This is a genomic window from Corynebacterium nasorum, from assembly GCF_022345765.1.
GTDB lineage: Bacteria > Actinomycetota > Actinomycetes > Mycobacteriales > Mycobacteriaceae > Corynebacterium > Corynebacterium kefirresidentii.
In genome coordinates this window covers 38,228-54,452 of sequence record NZ_JAKRDR010000002.1, presented here as the reverse complement: position 1 = coordinate 54,452, position 16,225 = coordinate 38,228, and the positions used below count along the sequence as shown (strand labels likewise).

Annotated in this window: 17 protein-coding genes, 1 tRNA gene and 1 pseudogene; 12 read left to right on the top strand and 7 right to left on the bottom strand. The window is 59.7% G+C overall.

Translation table 11 applies throughout. The annotated features are described in order from the left end of the window. Positions 1-63: 63 nt before the first annotated feature. Together MHK04_RS02140 and MHK04_RS02135 are read left to right on the top strand one after the other, a co-directional pair. Positions 64-1,512, top strand: a complete 1,449-nt coding sequence (locus tag MHK04_RS02140) for an ABC transporter permease (RefSeq protein ID WP_239204839.1) — start codon at positions 64-66, stop codon at positions 1,510-1,512. Positions 1,513-1,787: 275 nt separating this feature from the next. Next, positions 1,788-2,093, top strand: a pseudogene (locus MHK04_RS02135) (citrate transporter); the annotation flags it as partial. A gap of 34 nt (positions 2,094-2,127) precedes the next feature. Here the strand turns inward: MHK04_RS02135 and MHK04_RS02130 are convergent. Next, positions 2,128-2,204, bottom strand: a tRNA-Pro gene (locus tag MHK04_RS02130). Positions 2,205-2,282: 78 nt separating this feature from the next. Then, positions 2,283-3,173: a metallophosphoesterase gene (locus MHK04_RS02125; RefSeq protein ID WP_023020405.1), complete on the bottom strand. Its 891-nt coding sequence runs from the start codon at positions 3,171-3,173 to the stop codon at positions 2,283-2,285. Between the two features lie 33 nt (positions 3,174-3,206). Here MHK04_RS02125 and MHK04_RS02120 point away from each other — a divergent pair, with 33 nt between their 5' ends. Next, positions 3,207-3,671: a GatB/YqeY domain-containing protein gene (locus MHK04_RS02120; RefSeq protein WP_023020406.1), complete on the top strand. Its 465-nt coding sequence runs from the start codon at positions 3,207-3,209 to the stop codon at positions 3,669-3,671. A 30-nt stretch (positions 3,672-3,701) separates the two neighbouring features. Here the strand turns inward: MHK04_RS02120 and MHK04_RS02115 are convergent, their stop codons facing one another. Then, positions 3,702-6,191, bottom strand: a complete 2,490-nt coding sequence (locus MHK04_RS02115; protein ID WP_239207841.1) for a transglycosylase domain-containing protein — start codon at positions 6,189-6,191, stop codon at positions 3,702-3,704. Between the two features lie 144 nt (positions 6,192-6,335). Between MHK04_RS02115 and MHK04_RS02110 the strand changes: the two genes are divergently transcribed. The 4 genes from MHK04_RS02110 to MHK04_RS02095 are packed head-to-tail and all read left to right on the top strand — an operon-like array spanning position 6,336 to position 8,156. Continuing rightward, positions 6,336-6,659: a WhiB family transcriptional regulator gene (locus MHK04_RS02110; protein ID WP_023020408.1), complete on the top strand. Its 324-nt coding sequence runs from the start codon at positions 6,336-6,338 to the stop codon at positions 6,657-6,659. Between the two features lie 45 nt (positions 6,660-6,704). Next, positions 6,705-6,863 (top strand): Sp36 family protein, encoded by a 159-nt coding sequence (gene sp36, locus MHK04_RS02105; protein WP_005323131.1) that lies wholly within the window; start codon positions 6,705-6,707, stop codon positions 6,861-6,863. Then, entirely contained in the window at positions 6,864-7,322 is a 459-nt protein-coding gene (locus MHK04_RS02100) for a RidA family protein (RefSeq protein WP_239207842.1), read from the top strand. An 18-nt stretch (positions 7,323-7,340) separates the two neighbouring features. After that, a complete protein-coding gene (locus MHK04_RS02095) occupies positions 7,341-8,156 on the top strand; it encodes an MBL fold metallo-hydrolase (RefSeq protein ID WP_023020410.1) in 816 nt (271 codons plus the stop codon). 175 nt (positions 8,157-8,331) lie between these two features. Here the strand turns inward: MHK04_RS02095 and glxR are convergent, their stop codons facing one another. Then, positions 8,332-9,015 carry a CRP-like cAMP-activated global transcriptional regulator GlxR gene (glxR, locus tag MHK04_RS02090; RefSeq protein ID WP_005323128.1) on the bottom strand — a complete coding sequence of 228 codons (684 nt, stop codon included), beginning with the start codon at positions 9,013-9,015 and terminating at the stop codon, positions 8,332-8,334. A 341-nt stretch (positions 9,016-9,356) separates the two neighbouring features. Here glxR and nth point away from each other — a divergent pair, with 341 nt between their 5' ends. Genes nth through MHK04_RS02070 form a run of 4 tightly spaced genes read left to right on the top strand, consistent with a single transcriptional unit; the run spans position 9,357 to position 12,538 of the window. Beyond that, positions 9,357-10,013 carry an endonuclease III gene (gene nth, locus MHK04_RS02085; RefSeq protein WP_239207843.1) on the top strand — a complete coding sequence of 219 codons (657 nt, stop codon included), beginning with the start codon at positions 9,357-9,359 and terminating at the stop codon, positions 10,011-10,013. Between the two features lie 9 nt (positions 10,014-10,022). Beyond that, positions 10,023-10,586, top strand: a complete 564-nt coding sequence (locus tag MHK04_RS02080; RefSeq protein WP_239207844.1) for a TlpA family protein disulfide reductase — start codon at positions 10,023-10,025, stop codon at positions 10,584-10,586. Further along, entirely contained in the window at positions 10,583-11,284 is a 702-nt protein-coding gene (locus MHK04_RS02075) for an NUDIX hydrolase (RefSeq protein WP_023020414.1), read from the top strand. The genes MHK04_RS02080 and MHK04_RS02075 overlap by 4 nt, the downstream gene beginning before the upstream one ends. A gap of 57 nt (positions 11,285-11,341) precedes the next feature. Beyond that, a complete protein-coding gene (locus MHK04_RS02070) occupies positions 11,342-12,538 on the top strand; it encodes a MarP family serine protease (protein ID WP_239207845.1) in 1,197 nt (398 codons plus the stop codon). On the opposite strand, the gene MHK04_RS02065 is transcribed toward MHK04_RS02070, so the two are convergent. Together MHK04_RS02065 and MHK04_RS02060 are read right to left on the bottom strand one after the other, a co-directional pair. Next, on the bottom strand, positions 12,535-13,449 hold the full coding sequence (locus MHK04_RS02065) for an alpha/beta fold hydrolase (protein ID WP_239207846.1): 915 nt from the start codon (positions 13,447-13,449) through the stop codon (positions 12,535-12,537). The genes MHK04_RS02070 and MHK04_RS02065 overlap by 4 nt on opposite strands. A 136-nt stretch (positions 13,450-13,585) precedes the next feature. Continuing rightward, on the bottom strand, positions 13,586-14,089 hold the full coding sequence (locus tag MHK04_RS02060) for a phage holin family protein (RefSeq protein ID WP_023020417.1): 504 nt from the start codon (positions 14,087-14,089) through the stop codon (positions 13,586-13,588). Positions 14,090-14,197: 108 nt separating this feature from the next. Between MHK04_RS02060 and MHK04_RS02055 the strand changes: the two genes are divergently transcribed. Next, positions 14,198-14,914: an oxidoreductase gene (locus MHK04_RS02055; RefSeq protein ID WP_239207847.1), complete on the top strand. Its 717-nt coding sequence runs from the start codon at positions 14,198-14,200 to the stop codon at positions 14,912-14,914. On the opposite strand, the gene MHK04_RS02050 is transcribed toward MHK04_RS02055, so the two are convergent. Continuing rightward, positions 14,911-15,792, bottom strand: a complete 882-nt coding sequence (locus MHK04_RS02050; RefSeq protein WP_239207848.1) for an HAD family hydrolase — start codon at positions 15,790-15,792, stop codon at positions 14,911-14,913. The genes MHK04_RS02055 and MHK04_RS02050 overlap by 4 nt on opposite strands. Positions 15,793-16,225: the final 433 nt, after the last annotated feature.

Below are 16,225 nucleotides of genomic sequence, written 5' to 3'. Positions count from 1 at the left end.
GCAATGTGGGGTGCTCGGCGCGCCTGCAGCAGGGGAGTGACCTGCAAGGATAGGTTCATTACCATGACCTCACGCCTTGCTTCCCCAGACGCTGCGTCTCCCTCCCGGTGGCGCAGCGTCCTCTTGATCTTCTTGCTTGCCCTGCCGTTGGTTATCGGAGCTACGGTGGCGGGCCTCGCGCAGTGGGAACCTGCCCATGCTTGGTCTAGCGCCGCGCAGCCGTTTGGCGCGCCACGGGAAAATTCTTCCTCTCCAGAGGTGAAAGAAGCCGCCGAAGCAGCCAGCCGCGCCCAGGCACAGGCAAGCATGCTTAAATCGGGCGCCAAGCAGCTTGACGACGGCACGGGGGAGCTCAACAAGGGGGCGGATGAGCTTGGAGGGGGCGTCGACAAGCTGGCGACGGGCTCCCAAGAACTGGTATCCGGCCTCAATCAGCTGCAGTCTGGAACCAATACGCTCGGTGGCGGCGCCACGGAGCTGGCCAATGGCGTAGGTGGCGCTGTGGACCAGGTGGTCGGCCTCGGGGCCGTCCAGGGGCAGATCCTGCAGGCCATCGATGGCACGATGCACGATCTAGAAGGCAATAAATCCAAAGAAGCGAAGGATATTCGCGCGCAGCTGGGTGATCTCCGCGCGCGGGTGAATAGTTTCCGCCTGGATAATTCGGTAACTGGCCAGCTCAAGAAGCTCAAGGACGGCTCGCGCGATCTGTCCAATCAGTTGGCAGTCAATGGCTACGCCTATCACGATGGCGTGAATCAGGCGGTATCGGGCGCGCAAGAGCTCAATGAGGGTATAGCGGAGCTTAGCAAGCGCGTCGGTGAGGCGCAGGAAGGCGTGGACAAGCTTGACGACGGCGCCGGCAAGCTCTCCGGCATGGCGGCCCAAAATCAGACGAACGTGGGCGATATTCAGCGTGCCCTGCCGCCGGTGCATACTGCATCCCAAGGCCCGACGCATTTGCTGAGTCCTATTGTGGCGCTGCTGATCTCCGCCTTGGTCTTGCTCGCAGGTGCAGCAGCTGGCGTGGCCTGGCACGTAGGGTTCCGCCCTTGGCTAATGGTGGCTGGCGGAACGCTGGCTGCGGTGGCCATCGGGGAAATCCTCCTCTTCGTGCTTGCCACTGGTATTACTCCCGTGGCGGCGGCCTGGGCTGGGGTGGCGCTTCTCCTGGGCGCGCTGTCTATGACGGCCATTACGCGTGGCCTGCTAGGCCTGTGCGGTATTACTGCCGGCAGTATTCTTGCGGCACTCTTTGGCATCGGCCAGACCGCACTGGTGGGCTGGTTGTGGAAATCCGCCGCAATTGCCGGGGTTTCTAAGGTATGGCAAGTTATTTCTAATCTTTTGCCGCTGAATTGGACTACCGCGGCTGTCACGGTGGCGGGCAACGAAGGCGAACAAGCCGTCCTCTGGGCTGGGATTGCGGTATTGTTGGCTGTCACTCTCGTTGGGTTAAGTGCAAAATGGTGGGCCTTGTCCACAGTAAAAACTAAAGATTCGGTCAATTAGGTCTGAAAATGCAGACCTAAGAATAAAAAATATTGGTGGAAACTGGGAATCTTGGTGTCCGCTACCGTTTGCATTGTGTGAATGCTACAGTTGGTCTTGCTCACAAAGCCTACTTAGGGGGTAGGCAAACGGTTTCTCCAATCCGTTGTGAGTGATAGGGAATAGGGACGACGCGGCGCTGTAGGGGCACCGCGTCGTTTCCCATATATGGGGTATTTATCTGCATTTTCTGCGCAAGAATCCGTGCACAACGGCCGCCGTTTTATCGGGGTGGGGTAGTTTCCAGGCTTGGCGTACCGCTTGACTTGTTGACCTCGACGGATGCCCATTACTTCTCAGTTCTTCCTATTGTTCAGGGAACCGTGGAAAGCTTTGGGGTCAGCGGTATGGGTGCGGCTTGCGCGCTCATCATTGGCAACGTGGTGGGCACCTTCGTCTCGCCGTTCTCACCCGCATTATGGTTGGCGTTGGGGCTAGCGGAAGGCCAGATGGGTAAATATCTCAAGCTGGCTTTCCCCATTGCGTGGCTATTTTCCGCCATCTTGGTGGCCGCAGCGCTGTTTACGGGAATGTTGGCCTAGTAAAGAAAAGGCCCGCAGCACAGCTGCGGGCTCATGGTCGGGATAACAGGATTTGAACCTGCGACCTCTTCGTCCCGAACGAAGCGCGCTACCAACCTGCGCCATATCCCGGCGTTCCGCCTTGAAAAGCGGTACCTCGATACTTTAACGCAAGCTAAGCGCAATCAACAAAACGGCAGGTGGCTGCGTTTAGTCCACCTCAGTGATTTTTAGCAGCGTGGCGGAGGGCCGGCAGAAGATGCGTACGGGGGCAAATTTGGAGGTGCCCAAGCCATTGGAGACATGCATTTTCATCGGGCCGAAATCGTGGAGCCCCTGCACGCGGTCGCGGTCGATGCCGCAATTGGTTACCAGTGCACGGGATCCCGGCAGGCAAATTTGGCCGCCGTGGGTGTGGCCGGACAGGGAGAGCTGGTAGCCATCGGCCGCGAACTTTTCTAGCACGCGGGGTTCGGGAGCGTGGAGGAGGGCCAGAGACAAATCAGCATCCTCGTTGGGTGGGCCGGCGATTTCGGAGTAGTCATCCAGATCGTGGTGGGGATCGTCAACGCCGGCGGCGGCAAGACGAACGTTGCCTACCTTGAATTCATGCCGGGCTTGATTGGCATCGCGCCATCCGTGCTCCATAAAGGCGGCGCGCATACCGCGCCAGGGCAGATCCACATAGGAAGGCTCCCGCTTTTTGCCCAGCAGATACTTGAAGGGATTGACCGGACGCGGGGCCCAGTAGTCATTGGTGCCAAAGACAAAGAGGCCGGGGCGGGCCAGCAGCGGACCGAGAGCGCGCAGCGTATCGGGTACGGCCTGCTGATCGGAGAGATTATCGCCGGTGTTGACTACGAGGTCCGGCTCCAAGGCGTCGAGAGCAGAGACCCAGGCAATTTTGGTCTCCTGGCCCGGGATCATGTGCAGATCAGAAAGGTGGAGCAACCGAAATTCCGGTTTGCCACGCAGAGTGCCCTTGGGCAGCAGGGGGAGCGTATATTCCTTGAGCTCGAATTTGGTCAGTTCGCTATAGCCCCATGCTGCGGCGCCCAGGCCCGCAGCGGTGAGGCCGCCAAGAATACGTAAAAGTTTCACGGCTACCACCCTACCTGGCGTACATTGATAGGCATGAGCGAGCTAAAACAAACCATCCGTGCAGATCTGAAAACCGCAATGAAGGCGAAGGAGAAGCAGCGCACCAGCGCCATCCGTGCCTTGCTGGCCGCCATCCAGGCCGAGGAGACTAACGGCTCCCGGCACGAGCTGGAGGACGCCGATATCCTTAAGGTAATTGCGCGCGAAATCAAAAAGCGCCGCGAGTCCGCCGAGGTCTATGAGGAAAATGGGCGTCCGGAGTTGGCTGAAGCCGAGCTTGCTGATGTCCCCTTCTTCGAGGCCTACCAGCCCCGCCAGCTAGACGAGTCCGAGCTGCAGGCCTTGGTGAAGGAATCCATCGCCGAGGTCGAAGCCGAAAACGGCGAAGCACCCACCATGAAGCAGATGGGTGCCGTAATGAAGGTGGCCAATGCCAAGGCCGCCGGCCAAGCGGACGGCAAGCGCCTGTCCGCTGAGGTCAAAGCCCAGCTGAGCTAGAGCGGGCGAGACCACACTGGGCGGCGGAGCCTAGCGGCCAAGCAGGCTGCGGATATCGTTGGCAAAGTTATCGATGTCCTCTTGGCGGATGCCAAAGTCTTCCGGCGAGAATCCGCCCCCTCCACCGTCACCGCCTGTGCCGCCAGTCGAGCGGCCCGGGCTAGTAGCACCGTCGGTATTAGCGCCGCCGGTGCTGTTTTGTGTGCCGGTGGAGTTAGCATCGGCCACGCCGGAGGAGGGAGATTGGGAGGCCCCGGCGCCGTCGGAAAGCTGCAGCGTAATTTCTGCCCCCTTCTTCTTGCCATCCTTGCCGGTAATGGCGCGAACTACGCGGCCATAAGGCACATCGCCGCCGATGACGCGGGAAGTCTTGACCACATAGCCCTTAGCTTCCAAGGCCTGGCGCGCCTCGGCCTCGGACTTGCCGCGCAGGCCATCTAGGGTCTTATCGGCCGTGGTGCCGTTATCGTATTTCTTATTGTAGTTCGGCAGACCAGCCTTGGTTGCTATCGGCAGCTGGGAGGCCATGCTGAAGAAGGTCTGCGCCGGCTCCAAGCCGCCGTAGAGGTTGCCCCAACCCGCACACTGGCGCACCGGGCCAGTACACAGCGGGACGGTGGAGGTGCCGTCGTTATAAATATAAGGAGCGGCGGAAATGCCCTCATTGAATCCCAAGAAAGCAGAGGATTGGTTGGACTCGGTGGTGCCGGTCTTTGCCGCGATAGGGCTGGAATAGCCGGCCGCCTGGGCGGCATCTTTGGCCGTGCCCTGCTTGGCATCTTCGGACAAAGCATTGCTCATGGCGCGGGCCACGTCCTTATCCACCGCCTGCTCACACGGGGTTTCTTTAAGGTAGACCTCGTTGCCTTCCTTATCGGTGATCTGGGCGATGGGGTTGGGTTCACACCATTTGCCATCCGAGGCCAGCGTGGCACCCACATTGGCTAGCTCCAGCGGGTTGACCTGGTCTGGGCCCAGGGTAAAGGAACCCGAATTGGCTTCCTTGGTGTGCTGGGCAATCGAGGTGTCCTTATCAAAGCTGCCCTTGTCATCGTAGGAGCGCAGGCCCAAGCGCACGGCCATATCAACGATGGGGGCTACGCCTACCTGCTCGGTGAGCTTGATAAATGGCGTATTGGGCGAGTGGGCCAGTGCTTCCTGCAGCGTCATGGTGGCCTTATAGGCGCCAGCGTTTTCCACGCAGTAGCGGTCCGCCGGGCAGCCGGCGGCGCCGCCGTGACCAAGGCCTTCCGCCTCGTAGCGGGTGGGCACATCCACGGTGTTTTTAATGCCATAGCCTGCCTCAAGCGCGGCCGCGGCGGTAAAGACCTTAAACACGGAGCCGGCGCCGTTGCCTACCAGGGAATAGGGCTGCGGCAGGATGGTTTCATTCTTGTCCAAGTCCAAGCCATAGTCACGGGAGGAGACCATGGCCAGCACCTTGCGATCCGATTTACCGGGTTTGATGACGTCCATGACTTCCGCCACGCCCGGGGCGTCCGGGTTGGTGTGGCTTTGCACGGCCTGAAGGGCCTTATTTTGCACCGTTGGATCCAGCGTGGTTTTGATGGTGTAGCCACCGCGCGCCAGCTGTTCTTCGCTAATGCCCTTCTTATCCAGGTACTTCAGGACATAATCACAGTAGAAACCGCGGTCACCCGCGCCGATGCAGCCATTGGCTAGCGTTTGGGGCTTCTTGCCGACGCCCAGCTTTTCCCCCTTATACTTATCCGCTTCCTGCTGCTTGATATAGCCGTTATCCGCCATGGATTGCAGGACGAGATTGCGCCTTTCGGTTACTTCGCCGGCGTTGGTATAGGGGTTGAGACGCTCAGAGGATTGGACCATGCCCGCCAGCATTGCTGCTTGTGGCACCGTGAGCTCAGAGGCGTGGGTGCCATAATAGGTGCGGGCTGCGGCCTCGACGCCATAGGCATGGTTACCAAAAGACACCAGGTTGAGATAGTTGGTGAGGATGTCATCCTTATCTAACTCCTCATCCATCTTGGTAGCCATGCGCATCTCGCGCAGCTTGCGGGTTATGGATTGCTCGGTGGCCGCGGCACGCTCTTCATCGGTGGTAGCAGAAACCAACAGCAAGTAGTTCTTTACGTACTGCTGATCGATGGTAGAAGCACCCTGGGAGACACCACCCGAGGTCAGGTTGGTCCACAGTGCGCGGAAATTGCCCTGGAAGTCTACGCCTTCGTGATCATAAAAGCGCTCGTCCTCAATGGAGACGATGGCGTTTTTCATGGCTTTAGAAATCTTCTTGCCCTCCACTGGGTGGCGGCGCTGGCTGAAGACATAGGCCATGTCCTTGCCCTTGGCATCTTTAATGGTGGTGACGCCAGGGATATTTCCGGCCGTCAGATCTTGCAGGTCAGATTGCATGGTTTCGTTAGTACGGGCAATCGCTACCCCGGAAATGCCCGCGAAGGGGGCAAGGGCCAGGGCGATCAGCGCGCCTACCAAGACCGTAGACAGGGCTATCTTGGCCAAAGATTTGATGACAGTCACGCCCCATACACTACGTGGTCGCCCTCGGTGGGTGGAAGATCACTCGCACCCCCTAAAGTGTGACGTGTTAGACAATCTTCTACCTGGGTGAATAGACTTAGGCGCGTTACATAGTATTCCGTCTGGGAAGGAGCACACTCACCCATGACCGTTCGTGTGAAGACTGCTGGAATGTCTAATACAGCCCGAAATCCCGAGCGTGGTGAGTGGGTTACCCAGGCTAAATGCCGTAAGGGTGACCCGGATGCCCTCTTTGTGCGCGGTGCAGAACAGCGCAAGGCGGCGGTCATCTGCCGCCACTGCCCGGTGTTGACCGAATGCCGTGCCGATGCTTTGGATAACCGCGTCGAGTTTGGTGTTTGGGGCGGGCTGACCGAGCGTCAGCGCCGTGCATTGCTGCGCAAGAACCCTCACATCACGGATTGGGCGCACTACTTGGCTGAGGGCGGCGAACTCGTCGGGATTTAAGAATTTTGACGGCGTGGGGCGTATTTAATAGTTAGAATGGGACCCATGACTAAATGGGAATACGCAACCGCACCTGTTCTTACCCACGCTACGAAGCAGATCCTCGATTCTTGGGGTGAAGACGGCTGGGAACTGGTTACCGTCACCCCTGGCCCGAACCCAGAAAACGTCGTGGCCTACTTCAAGCGCGAGGTGGCAGAGTAAATGGGCTTTCATGCTCGCTTGCAGGAGCTGGGGTACGAGCTACCGGGCGTCGCCAAGCCGCTAGCGTCCTACGTACCAGCCGTGCGCGTAGGAAATCAGGTCTGGACCTCCGGTCAGCTTCCCCTCGTGGAGGGAACCTTGCCGCTGACCGGCAAGGTTGGTGCCGAAATCACTACGGAACAAGCCCAAGAACAGGCCCGTATCGCGGCGCTCAATGCGCTCGCCGCCATCGATGCTGAGGTGGGCCTAGATAATATCTCCCGCGTGCTAAAGATTGTGGGGTTCGTGGCTTCTGATCCGGGCTATGCAGATCAGCCAGCAGTTATCAATGGCGCCTCGGATTTCATTGGTGAAGTCTTTGGGGATGCCGGAACGCATGCTCGCTCCGCCGTTGGTGTGGCTGCGTTGCCTAAAAACGCGCCGGTAGAGATCGAACTAATCGTAGAAATTGCTGCTTGATCGGATAGGCTAGTAACTATGGAGCACCCTGCATATAGTCAATTGCGTCCCGTCAGCCAATCCGTTGGCGTAGTCCTTTGTGATAACCCCAGCTACACCGCCCTTGAGGGTACGAATACGTGGATTATTCGCGCCGCTGAAGACTCCCGGGCGATCGTCGTAGACCCGGGTCCAGAGGATGAAGGCCATCTCAACGTTGTGCACCGCAACGCAGGTGAGGTGGCATTGATTTTGATTACTCACCGCCACGATGATCACGCATCTGGCGCGCAGCGCCTGCGGCAGATGACCGGCGCCCCCATTCGCGCATTCGATCCGAGTTACTGCAACGGTGCTGAGGCGCTGCAGGATGGTGAGCATATCTCCCTCGATGGCATCACCCCTCGCCTCGAGGTTGTTCACACTCCTGGCCATACCGCGGACTCCACCTGCTTTTTTGTGTGGAGCGGTGAAGTAGGAAACTCCCGCCTCGAAGGCATTATTTCCGGTGACACCATCGCAGGCCGTCACACCGTTTTGCTTTCGGAGACGGACGGAAACTTGGCCGACTATCTGCACACCTTGGATACCCTAGAGGAGCGCGGTAAGGATATCGCGTTGTTCCCAGGGCACGGCCCAGATTTGGATGACACGTCCCAGGTAGCCCGCAAGTATATCGACCGCCGCCACTACCGCCTTGATCAGATTAAGGAGATCCGCGCCCGCTTGGGTGAGGATGTAGATCTGAATACCCTGGTCAACGAGATGTACGATGATGTGGATCCGGTACTACGCCACGCTGCGGAGCAGTCCACTCGCACCGCGCTGAAGTATTTGGACGGCAAGACTAAATAAGCCGTATCTCCATATGTGCCCCTTTTTCCTCCTAGTAGGAAAAGGGGCTTAATTGTTTTAGCCCCTGCGCTGGTGCACCAGGGAAGTGGGGCTGGCCTCCACGTAATGCTGGGCAAGGGGGCGAAAACCAGCGAAACCCCCGCTTTAAGCGGGGGTGTGGCGAGCTCGCGCTTACTTAGCGAGCGCGGCGGGCGAGGTGCTCGGTATCGACAATGAGCACGGACTTGCCCTCGAGGCGGATCCAACCGCGGTGGGCAAAGGTGGCGAGCGCCTTGTTGACGGTCTCACGAGAGGCGCCGACCAGTTGGGCAATCTCTTCCTGGGTGAGATCGTGGTTTACGCGCAGGGCGCTGCCTTCCTGGACGCCGAAGCGATTGGCCAGCTGCAGCAAAGTCTTTGCCACGCGGCCGGGAACATCCGTGAAGATGAGGTCGGCCAAGTTGGCGTTGGTGCGACGCAGGCGGCGTGCCAAGACGCGTAGCAGCTGCTGTGCGATTTCGGGGTGGTCACCAACCCACTTCTTGAGCAGCTCGGAGTTCATGGTGGCCGCCTGAACTTCGGTCACGCATACTGCGGAAGAGGTGCGCGGGCCCGGGTCGAAGATGGACAGCTCGCCGAACATATCGGATGGGCCCATGACGGTCAGGAGGTTTTCGCGGCCGTCCGGGGCGTGGCGAGCGAGCTTAATCTTGCCCGAGGTGATGATGTACAAGCGGTCACCAGGTTCGCCCTCGTCGAAGATGGTGGTTCCGCGCGGATAGCGCACGGTCTCCATCTGCTCGATGAGGTGCTGCACTGCAACGGGATCAACGCCTTGGAAGATTCCGGCGCGGGAGAGGATGTCCTGTACGCCTTCCACGTTTTACTCCTTGGATGTCGACTACGAAAGTCCATAGATGCGCCTGCGCCACATCTGGGTGCGGTCTTTCATGCACTCGACAATGCGGAACAAGCGGGGTCACTGTGTAACGCGTTTCATCTTACAGTGTAATTGGTCACTTTTGGTACTTCAGTGAATTTTTGTCACACTATAGAAACTCTGATCGTGCTAGAGGCACAACTCCGGCCAGCGAGTTTGCGGCTTAGTCAGCGAAAACAACTGCCTCGAGCTTTTCCATCAGGAGGGCGAAAAGGGCGATCGCAAGCGGTACCAGAATCACAAGTGAAATCATGTTTTCCTAGTCTACTAAGCTTTATGCCATGAATTCAGCACTGTCAGCGGCCAGCGCGTCGGAGCTACGGGCACCGGAGATAAATAGGCGTTTGGCACAGGAGTATCCAGATGCGCGTTGTGCCTTGGATTATGACTCCCCGCTGCAGCTTTTGATAGCCACGGTGCTTTCTGCCCAGTGTACGGATGAGCGCGTGAACTCGGTGACCCCTGAACTCTTTTCCCGCTACCCCGAGGCCGCGGATTATGCAGCAGCGCAGCGGTCGGAACTGGAGCGCATCCTGCGCCCGTTGGGTTTTCAACGAGCTAAGGCGGGACACCTTTTGGGCATAGGGGAGAAGCTGGTGGCAGATTTTCAAGGCGAGGTTCCCCGCACGGTTAAGGAGCTCACCAGCCTGCCCGGCGTGGGGCGTAAGACCGCGCTGGTGGTGCTTGGGAATGCCTTTGGGATTCCGGGGCTGACGGTGGATACGCACTTCGGCCGCCTCATGCAGCGGCTCGGGCTCACAGGGGAGACGACGCCGCTAAAGATTGAGCGGGACATCGCCAAGCTCCTGCCAGAAGAAGAGTGGACAATGTTTTCTCACCGCGTCATCTTTCATGGGCGCCAGGTATGCCATGCGCGCACGCCGGAGTGCGGTGCATGCGTGCTGCGGGATATGTGTCCAGCGGCTAGTGGGCGCTAGGCTTAAGGCATGAAGAACTACGTCCTTGGCACGGTGATTGCCGCGATCCTCATTGCCGTTATCGCCGTAGTGGGGGTCTCGCAATTGCGGGGTGGGGACGAAGCCGAGGAGGCAGTGCCAACCGAGGCTGCTCCGCAAGAAGTCCCGCAGCGTCCAGACTGTCCAGCCGGCACCGTAGCTGGGGTAGAGCTGGATTGCTTGGGCGGTAAGGCCACCGGAAAGCGTGCCGATGAAGGTGTGAGCGTGGTCAACGTGTGGGCGTGGTGGTGCGAGCCGTGCCGCGCGGAGCTTCCCTATCTGCAAAAGGTGGCGGAGACGCACCCAGACTGGCAGGTCGTGGGTGTGCACGCGGATAAGAACGCGGGAAACGGTGCAGCTTTCTTGAATGACGTGGGAGTGGATCTGCCGAGCTTCCAGGATGCGGATAATAAATTTTCCGGTCAGTTGAGCCTGCCAGGCGTAGTTCCGGTGACAGTGGTGCTCAAGGACGGCGAAGTGCGCAAGCAATTTGCACAGCCGTTTAGCTCCGCAGCGGAGATTGAACAGGCCGTGAAAGAGGCGATTGCGGCATGAGCCAACTTCGTCCCGAGTGCACACCAGAATGGCTCAAGCCAGCGTTGGGGGTAGATCCGAGCCAGGTGCAAGAGCTCATAGGCAACCGGCAGGCTTCGTCCCTCAATGGCACTACTGCGCAGGTGCCGGTCAAACGGGAGGCGGCTGTGCTTATGCTGCTTAGCGGCGAAAGCGCGGAGGAGGGCAGTATTTTGCTCACACACCGCTCGCCGTCCATGCGTTCACACTCCGGACAAATCGCTTTCCCGGGCGGCCGCCGAGATCCCGGTGATACCTCGCTAGTGGATACTGCGCTGCGGGAAGCCTGGGAAGAAACGGACCTGCAGCGTAATTCCGTGACCCCATTAGAGCAGTGGAGCCAACTGCATATCCGTGCCACCGGCAATCCCGTGAGCCCGATCCTGGCGCATTGGAACCAGCCGGGGGAGGTCTATCCCGCCAGCCCTGATGAAACCGATGACGTCTTTCTCGTACCCATCCGGGAATTGGTCGATCCACGCAATCGCTTCGTGGTGGGCTTTAGAAAATGGCAAGGACCAGCATTTCATGCCAATGGCTATGTCATCTGGGGGTTTACCGCCGGCGTGCTTTCGGCCCTCTTGCAGCACTCTGGGTGGAGTGTTCCTTGGGATAATAATTCAGTCATGGACCTGCGTGACTCCCTCAAAAACTCCCGCAATAATGAGAAGATGTCCTAACCGCTTGTGCCGCGGTACGTGTACGTCTTAACCCCCAAATAGAAAGAATCCATAGCCATGACTCCTGCGCTTATCGTTGACGGCCTGATTGTGGTCGCCGTCCTGTTGGCGCTACTTAGTGGGTGGCGCAATGGTGCCCTCGCGGCAGTTTTGGCCTCCATCGGAGTGGGTGCTGGGGTAGTGCTGGGCATTGCCGTGGCACCTGCCGCATTGCGCCTGGTGGATCAGCCCTCGTTGCGCTTGCTGCTCTTGGTAGGAATTTTGGTGCTATTCGTGGGCATCGGGCAGCTCATCGGCTCCTCTCTGGGCGGCAGCGTGCGCGACCGCATGAAGGCGCGCAAGACACAGCGCCTCGATTCTGCGGTGGGTGCGGTATTCCAAGCCTTTGCCGCCTTGGTGGTTATTTGGCTGATTTCTATCCCTGTGGCCACCAACTTGGGTGGTGCGGCCGGTCAGGGCCTGCGCGATTCGCGCATTCTGGGCAACCTCAACTCAGCGGCGCCGGCGCGGGTAGCGGCGCTGCCCAATGGCGTGGCGGCGATGCTTAATGAGTCCGGCCTGCCGCCATTAGTGTCGCCGTGGCAAAACTCTATTAGCACCGAGGAGGTAGAAGAGCCGGACCCAGACGTGCAGGACCCGGAGCTGGTGCGCCGCATGCGGCCCTCTATCATTCACGTGCTTGGCGACGCCGAAGAGTGCTCCCGCCGCCTCATGGGGTCCGGCTTCGTGGCAGCCGATGACTACGTGATCACCAATGCCCACGTGGTGGCCGGCACACAGACCGTGCGCCTTGATACTAAGCTGGGGCTTAAAGACGCGACCGTGGTCTACTACAACCCAGACGTGGACGTGGCGGTGTTGCATTCGCGCGACCTCGGCATCGATCCGCTGCCGTGGGCCCAGATCCCGGCCCAGACGGGCGATGATGCGATGGTCATGGGCTTCCCGCATTCCGGGCCTTTTGACGCCGAGATGGCGCGTGTGCGCGATCGCATCACCATTTCTGGTCCGGATATTTACTCCCACGGGCATGTGGAGCGCGATTCCTACACCGTTCGCGGCAATATCCAGCAAGGAAATTCCGGCGGCCCACTGGTCAATACGGCCGGCGAGGTCCTAGGCGTGGTCTTTGGCGCCTCGGTAGATGACTCTGAGACGGGCTATGCGCTCACCGCTGATGAAGTCAACAGTCAGATCGGGGACGTCGAGCAACTTACCCACCCGGTCGATACCGGTGAGTGCGTGGCCCATTAGCTATTTTCCTGGAGCCACGCCCCCAGCGTAGGGACGAACTCCGCCGGTGCTTCCACGTGAGGTAGGTTCTTCGCACCGGGCACGGTCGTGGCGGTAAAACCGTGGCGGGCGCGCAAGGCGGCGCGACGGACCACGGGATTCCACAGCCGTTGTTGGGCGTGGATGAAAAGGACGGGTCGTTCCACTGTCAGTTCCACCCAGTTCAGGGGGACAACGGCGGTGCGCATACGGTGGTTCCACAAGATTCCGCGCCGAACGCTGCCGATCCGGGAGGCGCGCAGGCGTAGATCGAGGATGCGGTCAAAGGTGGCTCCGTTAAGCGAAGGCCCCGTATCCAGCTCCAACTCCTTGCGGTAGGCGCGCGGACTAAGTAGCAGGTTCTGGGCGCGGGTAACGCGGGGTAGGCGGCACAGCAGCGAGCGCAGGTTAATCCACCCAAAATCCCACGGCCGGGCGGCAATCGCTCGGCGCAGATCCACCGGGTGGGCGGCGGAGATGGAAGCTAATCCGCGTACCCGCTCGGGGCGCTCAGCGGCTAAACACCAAGCCACCGCGCCGCCGGTATCGGCACCGACCACAAAGGCATCGTCGTGGCCCAAGGCTTGGATGAGCCCGCTGATATCGCCCACTAAGGTACGAATATCTTGCCCCGCATCGATAGGTGGCTTATCGGACATGCCAAAGCCGCGCATATCTACCGCCGCGACGTGGAAGCCGCGCTGCGCAAGCGGCGCAATGACGTCTTGATAGTCGAACCACCCACCAAAGGCGCTGTGGATGAGTACCACTAGTGGCTGCGTGCTCTCTCCCGCCGTGGCCACGTGCAGGCGGATGCCGCGGGTATGGACGAAGTCATGCGCATAAGGTCCCTCCAGCTCCACCGTTGAGGGAGGCAGGGGTGCAAAGGCCATGGTGCCGCCTTTCTATAGTTGGGGCAGAAACGGTAGAGGATAGGGGAAAGTACACAAAATCCGCCCCAGGCTAGCTAGGGCGGATAGAGGGGAGCACGACTGCGTGGCGTGCTGCGTGTGCGTGGCGCCTGCCGGTTTAGGTGTAGAGGCCGTGGGTGGTCTTTCGGTCCAGAGACTTTTGTGCCTTGCCCGGAACCAGGTTCTTGAGCTCCTTGGTGGAGTCAATGGTCTTTTGCGGCGCCTTCACCTGCTTGACGTTCTTCAGACCAACAAAGGCCAAGATGCCGGCGAGGACGATCATGATCAAGAAGACGATCAGGAACGCTGCCCAGCGGTCCAGCCAGATGGCGAGGAGCTCTGCCAGGAAGAAGAAAAAGAAGAAAGAGCTATACAGCGCGATGGTGCCAGCGCCGCCGAAGAGACCAGCGCCAATTCCGCCCTTCTTTGCGGACTCTGCCAGTTCGGTCTTAGCCAGCTCCACCTCGGAGCGTACGAGCTGGGACATCTGCTCGGTGGCGTTGGAGACCAGCTGGCCTACCGAGGTCTCGGACGAGGACGTATCCACGTCACTCAATGGGATCGAGTTCACCTTCGGTGCAAATTGATCAGTACCGTCGGTATACAGTCCATCGTTGCTCACGATTAATTCTCCTCGCGTTTATCTAAACCTTGTAATGTCCCTAATAATAATGGAATCACTATTCTCCCATGGTGCCACGCATACGTAGGGACTTCCACGGCTATCCTAATGTATATGTCAGAAATTGACGCGTTATCCCCTCTGTTTCGCCTGCCGGGGGTGAAAGAAAGTGCAGAAAAAGCCGCCGCTGCCATTGCCCGTGCACACCGCCGACCTGCAGGATTGCGAAAGTTTGAGGTCATTTCCGCCGAGTCCCTTATTCGCGGCGCCCGTTCTAGCGTGGCGCTTGATGGCTACGCCATCCCCCCACATCCGGGCCCAGAGAATGTGGAAGAAGGGCCGTTGGCCAGCGCCGTAAGCGCCTACTCTGTGGCCGCGCCGGAGCTCTTGGACACCACGGTGCGCTCCTTTGCCCGAGCGCCGCTGCAGGTTCTAGCGCGCATTGACGTCGCGGCCGGTGGCACCGGTATCCCCACCGGTGAAAGCGCGCGGCTGCAAGGGCTGGGCCGGCTTATCGCCCAGGGTAATGGTCCCGCCTTTGATCTCCTTCTACCGAGCGTGGTCCATGCCGAGATAGCCGCAGGGCAGTTTTTCGGCCCTCGCAGCGGTCTCGTCGCCCGCGTTGCTTCTCGCCTTGCAGCTGTGCATACGGGGTTTGACCCGCGCGGTTTCGCCGTACCCGAGGTCTACTACACCCGCCACCGCGCTGAGTATGCCGATGCGGTGGATAATTACCGCACCGCGCTTGCCGACGCCCTCCTTACCCACCTCGCTGGCTGGGCAGCCGGTGGTGCAGAGGCCGACGCGATTGCGCGAGCCGCTTAAGAGGTATGCCGTGGCCCGCGCTTGGGGAAGCTGGGGCGGTCAGGGTGCTGGGCAAGCCACAGCCCGGCGCCGATAGCCGCCACGGTACCCGCCAGCACGGAGGCGCCGATTCCGATTTCTTTAGCGGTTGGCGCAGGCAGGAGCGGCACTGGGTCCTTAAAGGATCGAATATCCCACTCATGGCTGATGGCGTGGCGCTTTAATTGCTTGTCCGGGTTGACCGCGACGGGGTGGCCAACCTTCTCCAGCATCGGGATATCCGTAGCGGAATCCGAATAGGCATAGCTGGCATTAAGATCAATGTTTGCTGCGGCGGCAGTGCGCTCTAGTGCCTCCGCCTTATGTGGGCCCTTGCAATAAAAGAGCACCTCGCCGGTAAAGCGTCCGTCTTTTTCTGCCAATTCGGTGGCGATGACGTGCTCGACGCCGAGCTCCTCCGCGATGATGTCTACCAGCACGGTAGCGGAGGCAGAGACAATGACCACGTGGTCGCCCGCGGCGCGGTGGGCACGGATAAGTTCCCGGGCCTCGGCATAGATGGAGGGAGTGACCACGTGGTGCATGGTGTCTCGGGCGATGGAGCGCACTTCCTCCACGGACCACCCCGTGACCATTGCGGTGAGCTGATCGCGGCTAGCGTCCATGCCTTCGCTGGAGAGGCCGGAAAACATATAGCTGGCTTTCGCCAGGGAGAGCTGCAGTGCTTCGGCCGGGGAGATGAGCCTGTTGTGCAAAAATTCGCGGCCAAAGGCATAGGCCGAGGAGGTGGCGATGATGGTTTTATCGAGATCGAAAAACGCCGCGGTGCGTGTGTGCTCGCCGCCGGCGCAACTCGTGCTAGCGGGGCGGGGAGGAAAGGATTCGCGGGAATTCGTCATGGTGTGCTGCCGAGTGTAGCTGCCCTTCGCGCTTAGTGGTGTAGAAGTGGCTGCAGTTAATGGTGGTTGGCGAGTCAATAATGTGGGATTGGCAGCCCGTGCGGGGGATAAAGTAGTGAACACGCATTCGGTGCAGGTCAGCGCCATGGCCGTTGAAAAACTGCTGTTAGCTGTTGTGGTTGGGTGGCGAACATGTCATAATAATGCGTGCAAGGCCCCGATATACTGTGCGGCCTGCCCCGGCTCACCCCCCGAGGCCGGGTTACTGACGGCCCGTGCGCACACCCCCCGATGCACGGGCCGTCACCTATATCTAGCGCCATGTGATACGAGGTTATCCACAGGTTTTTAGTTGAAGTGGCAACCAAATCAGGACCACACGGTGACTTATCGCGGGTTATCCACAGTGCCACCGGAGAGCCCTCGCTGCGGT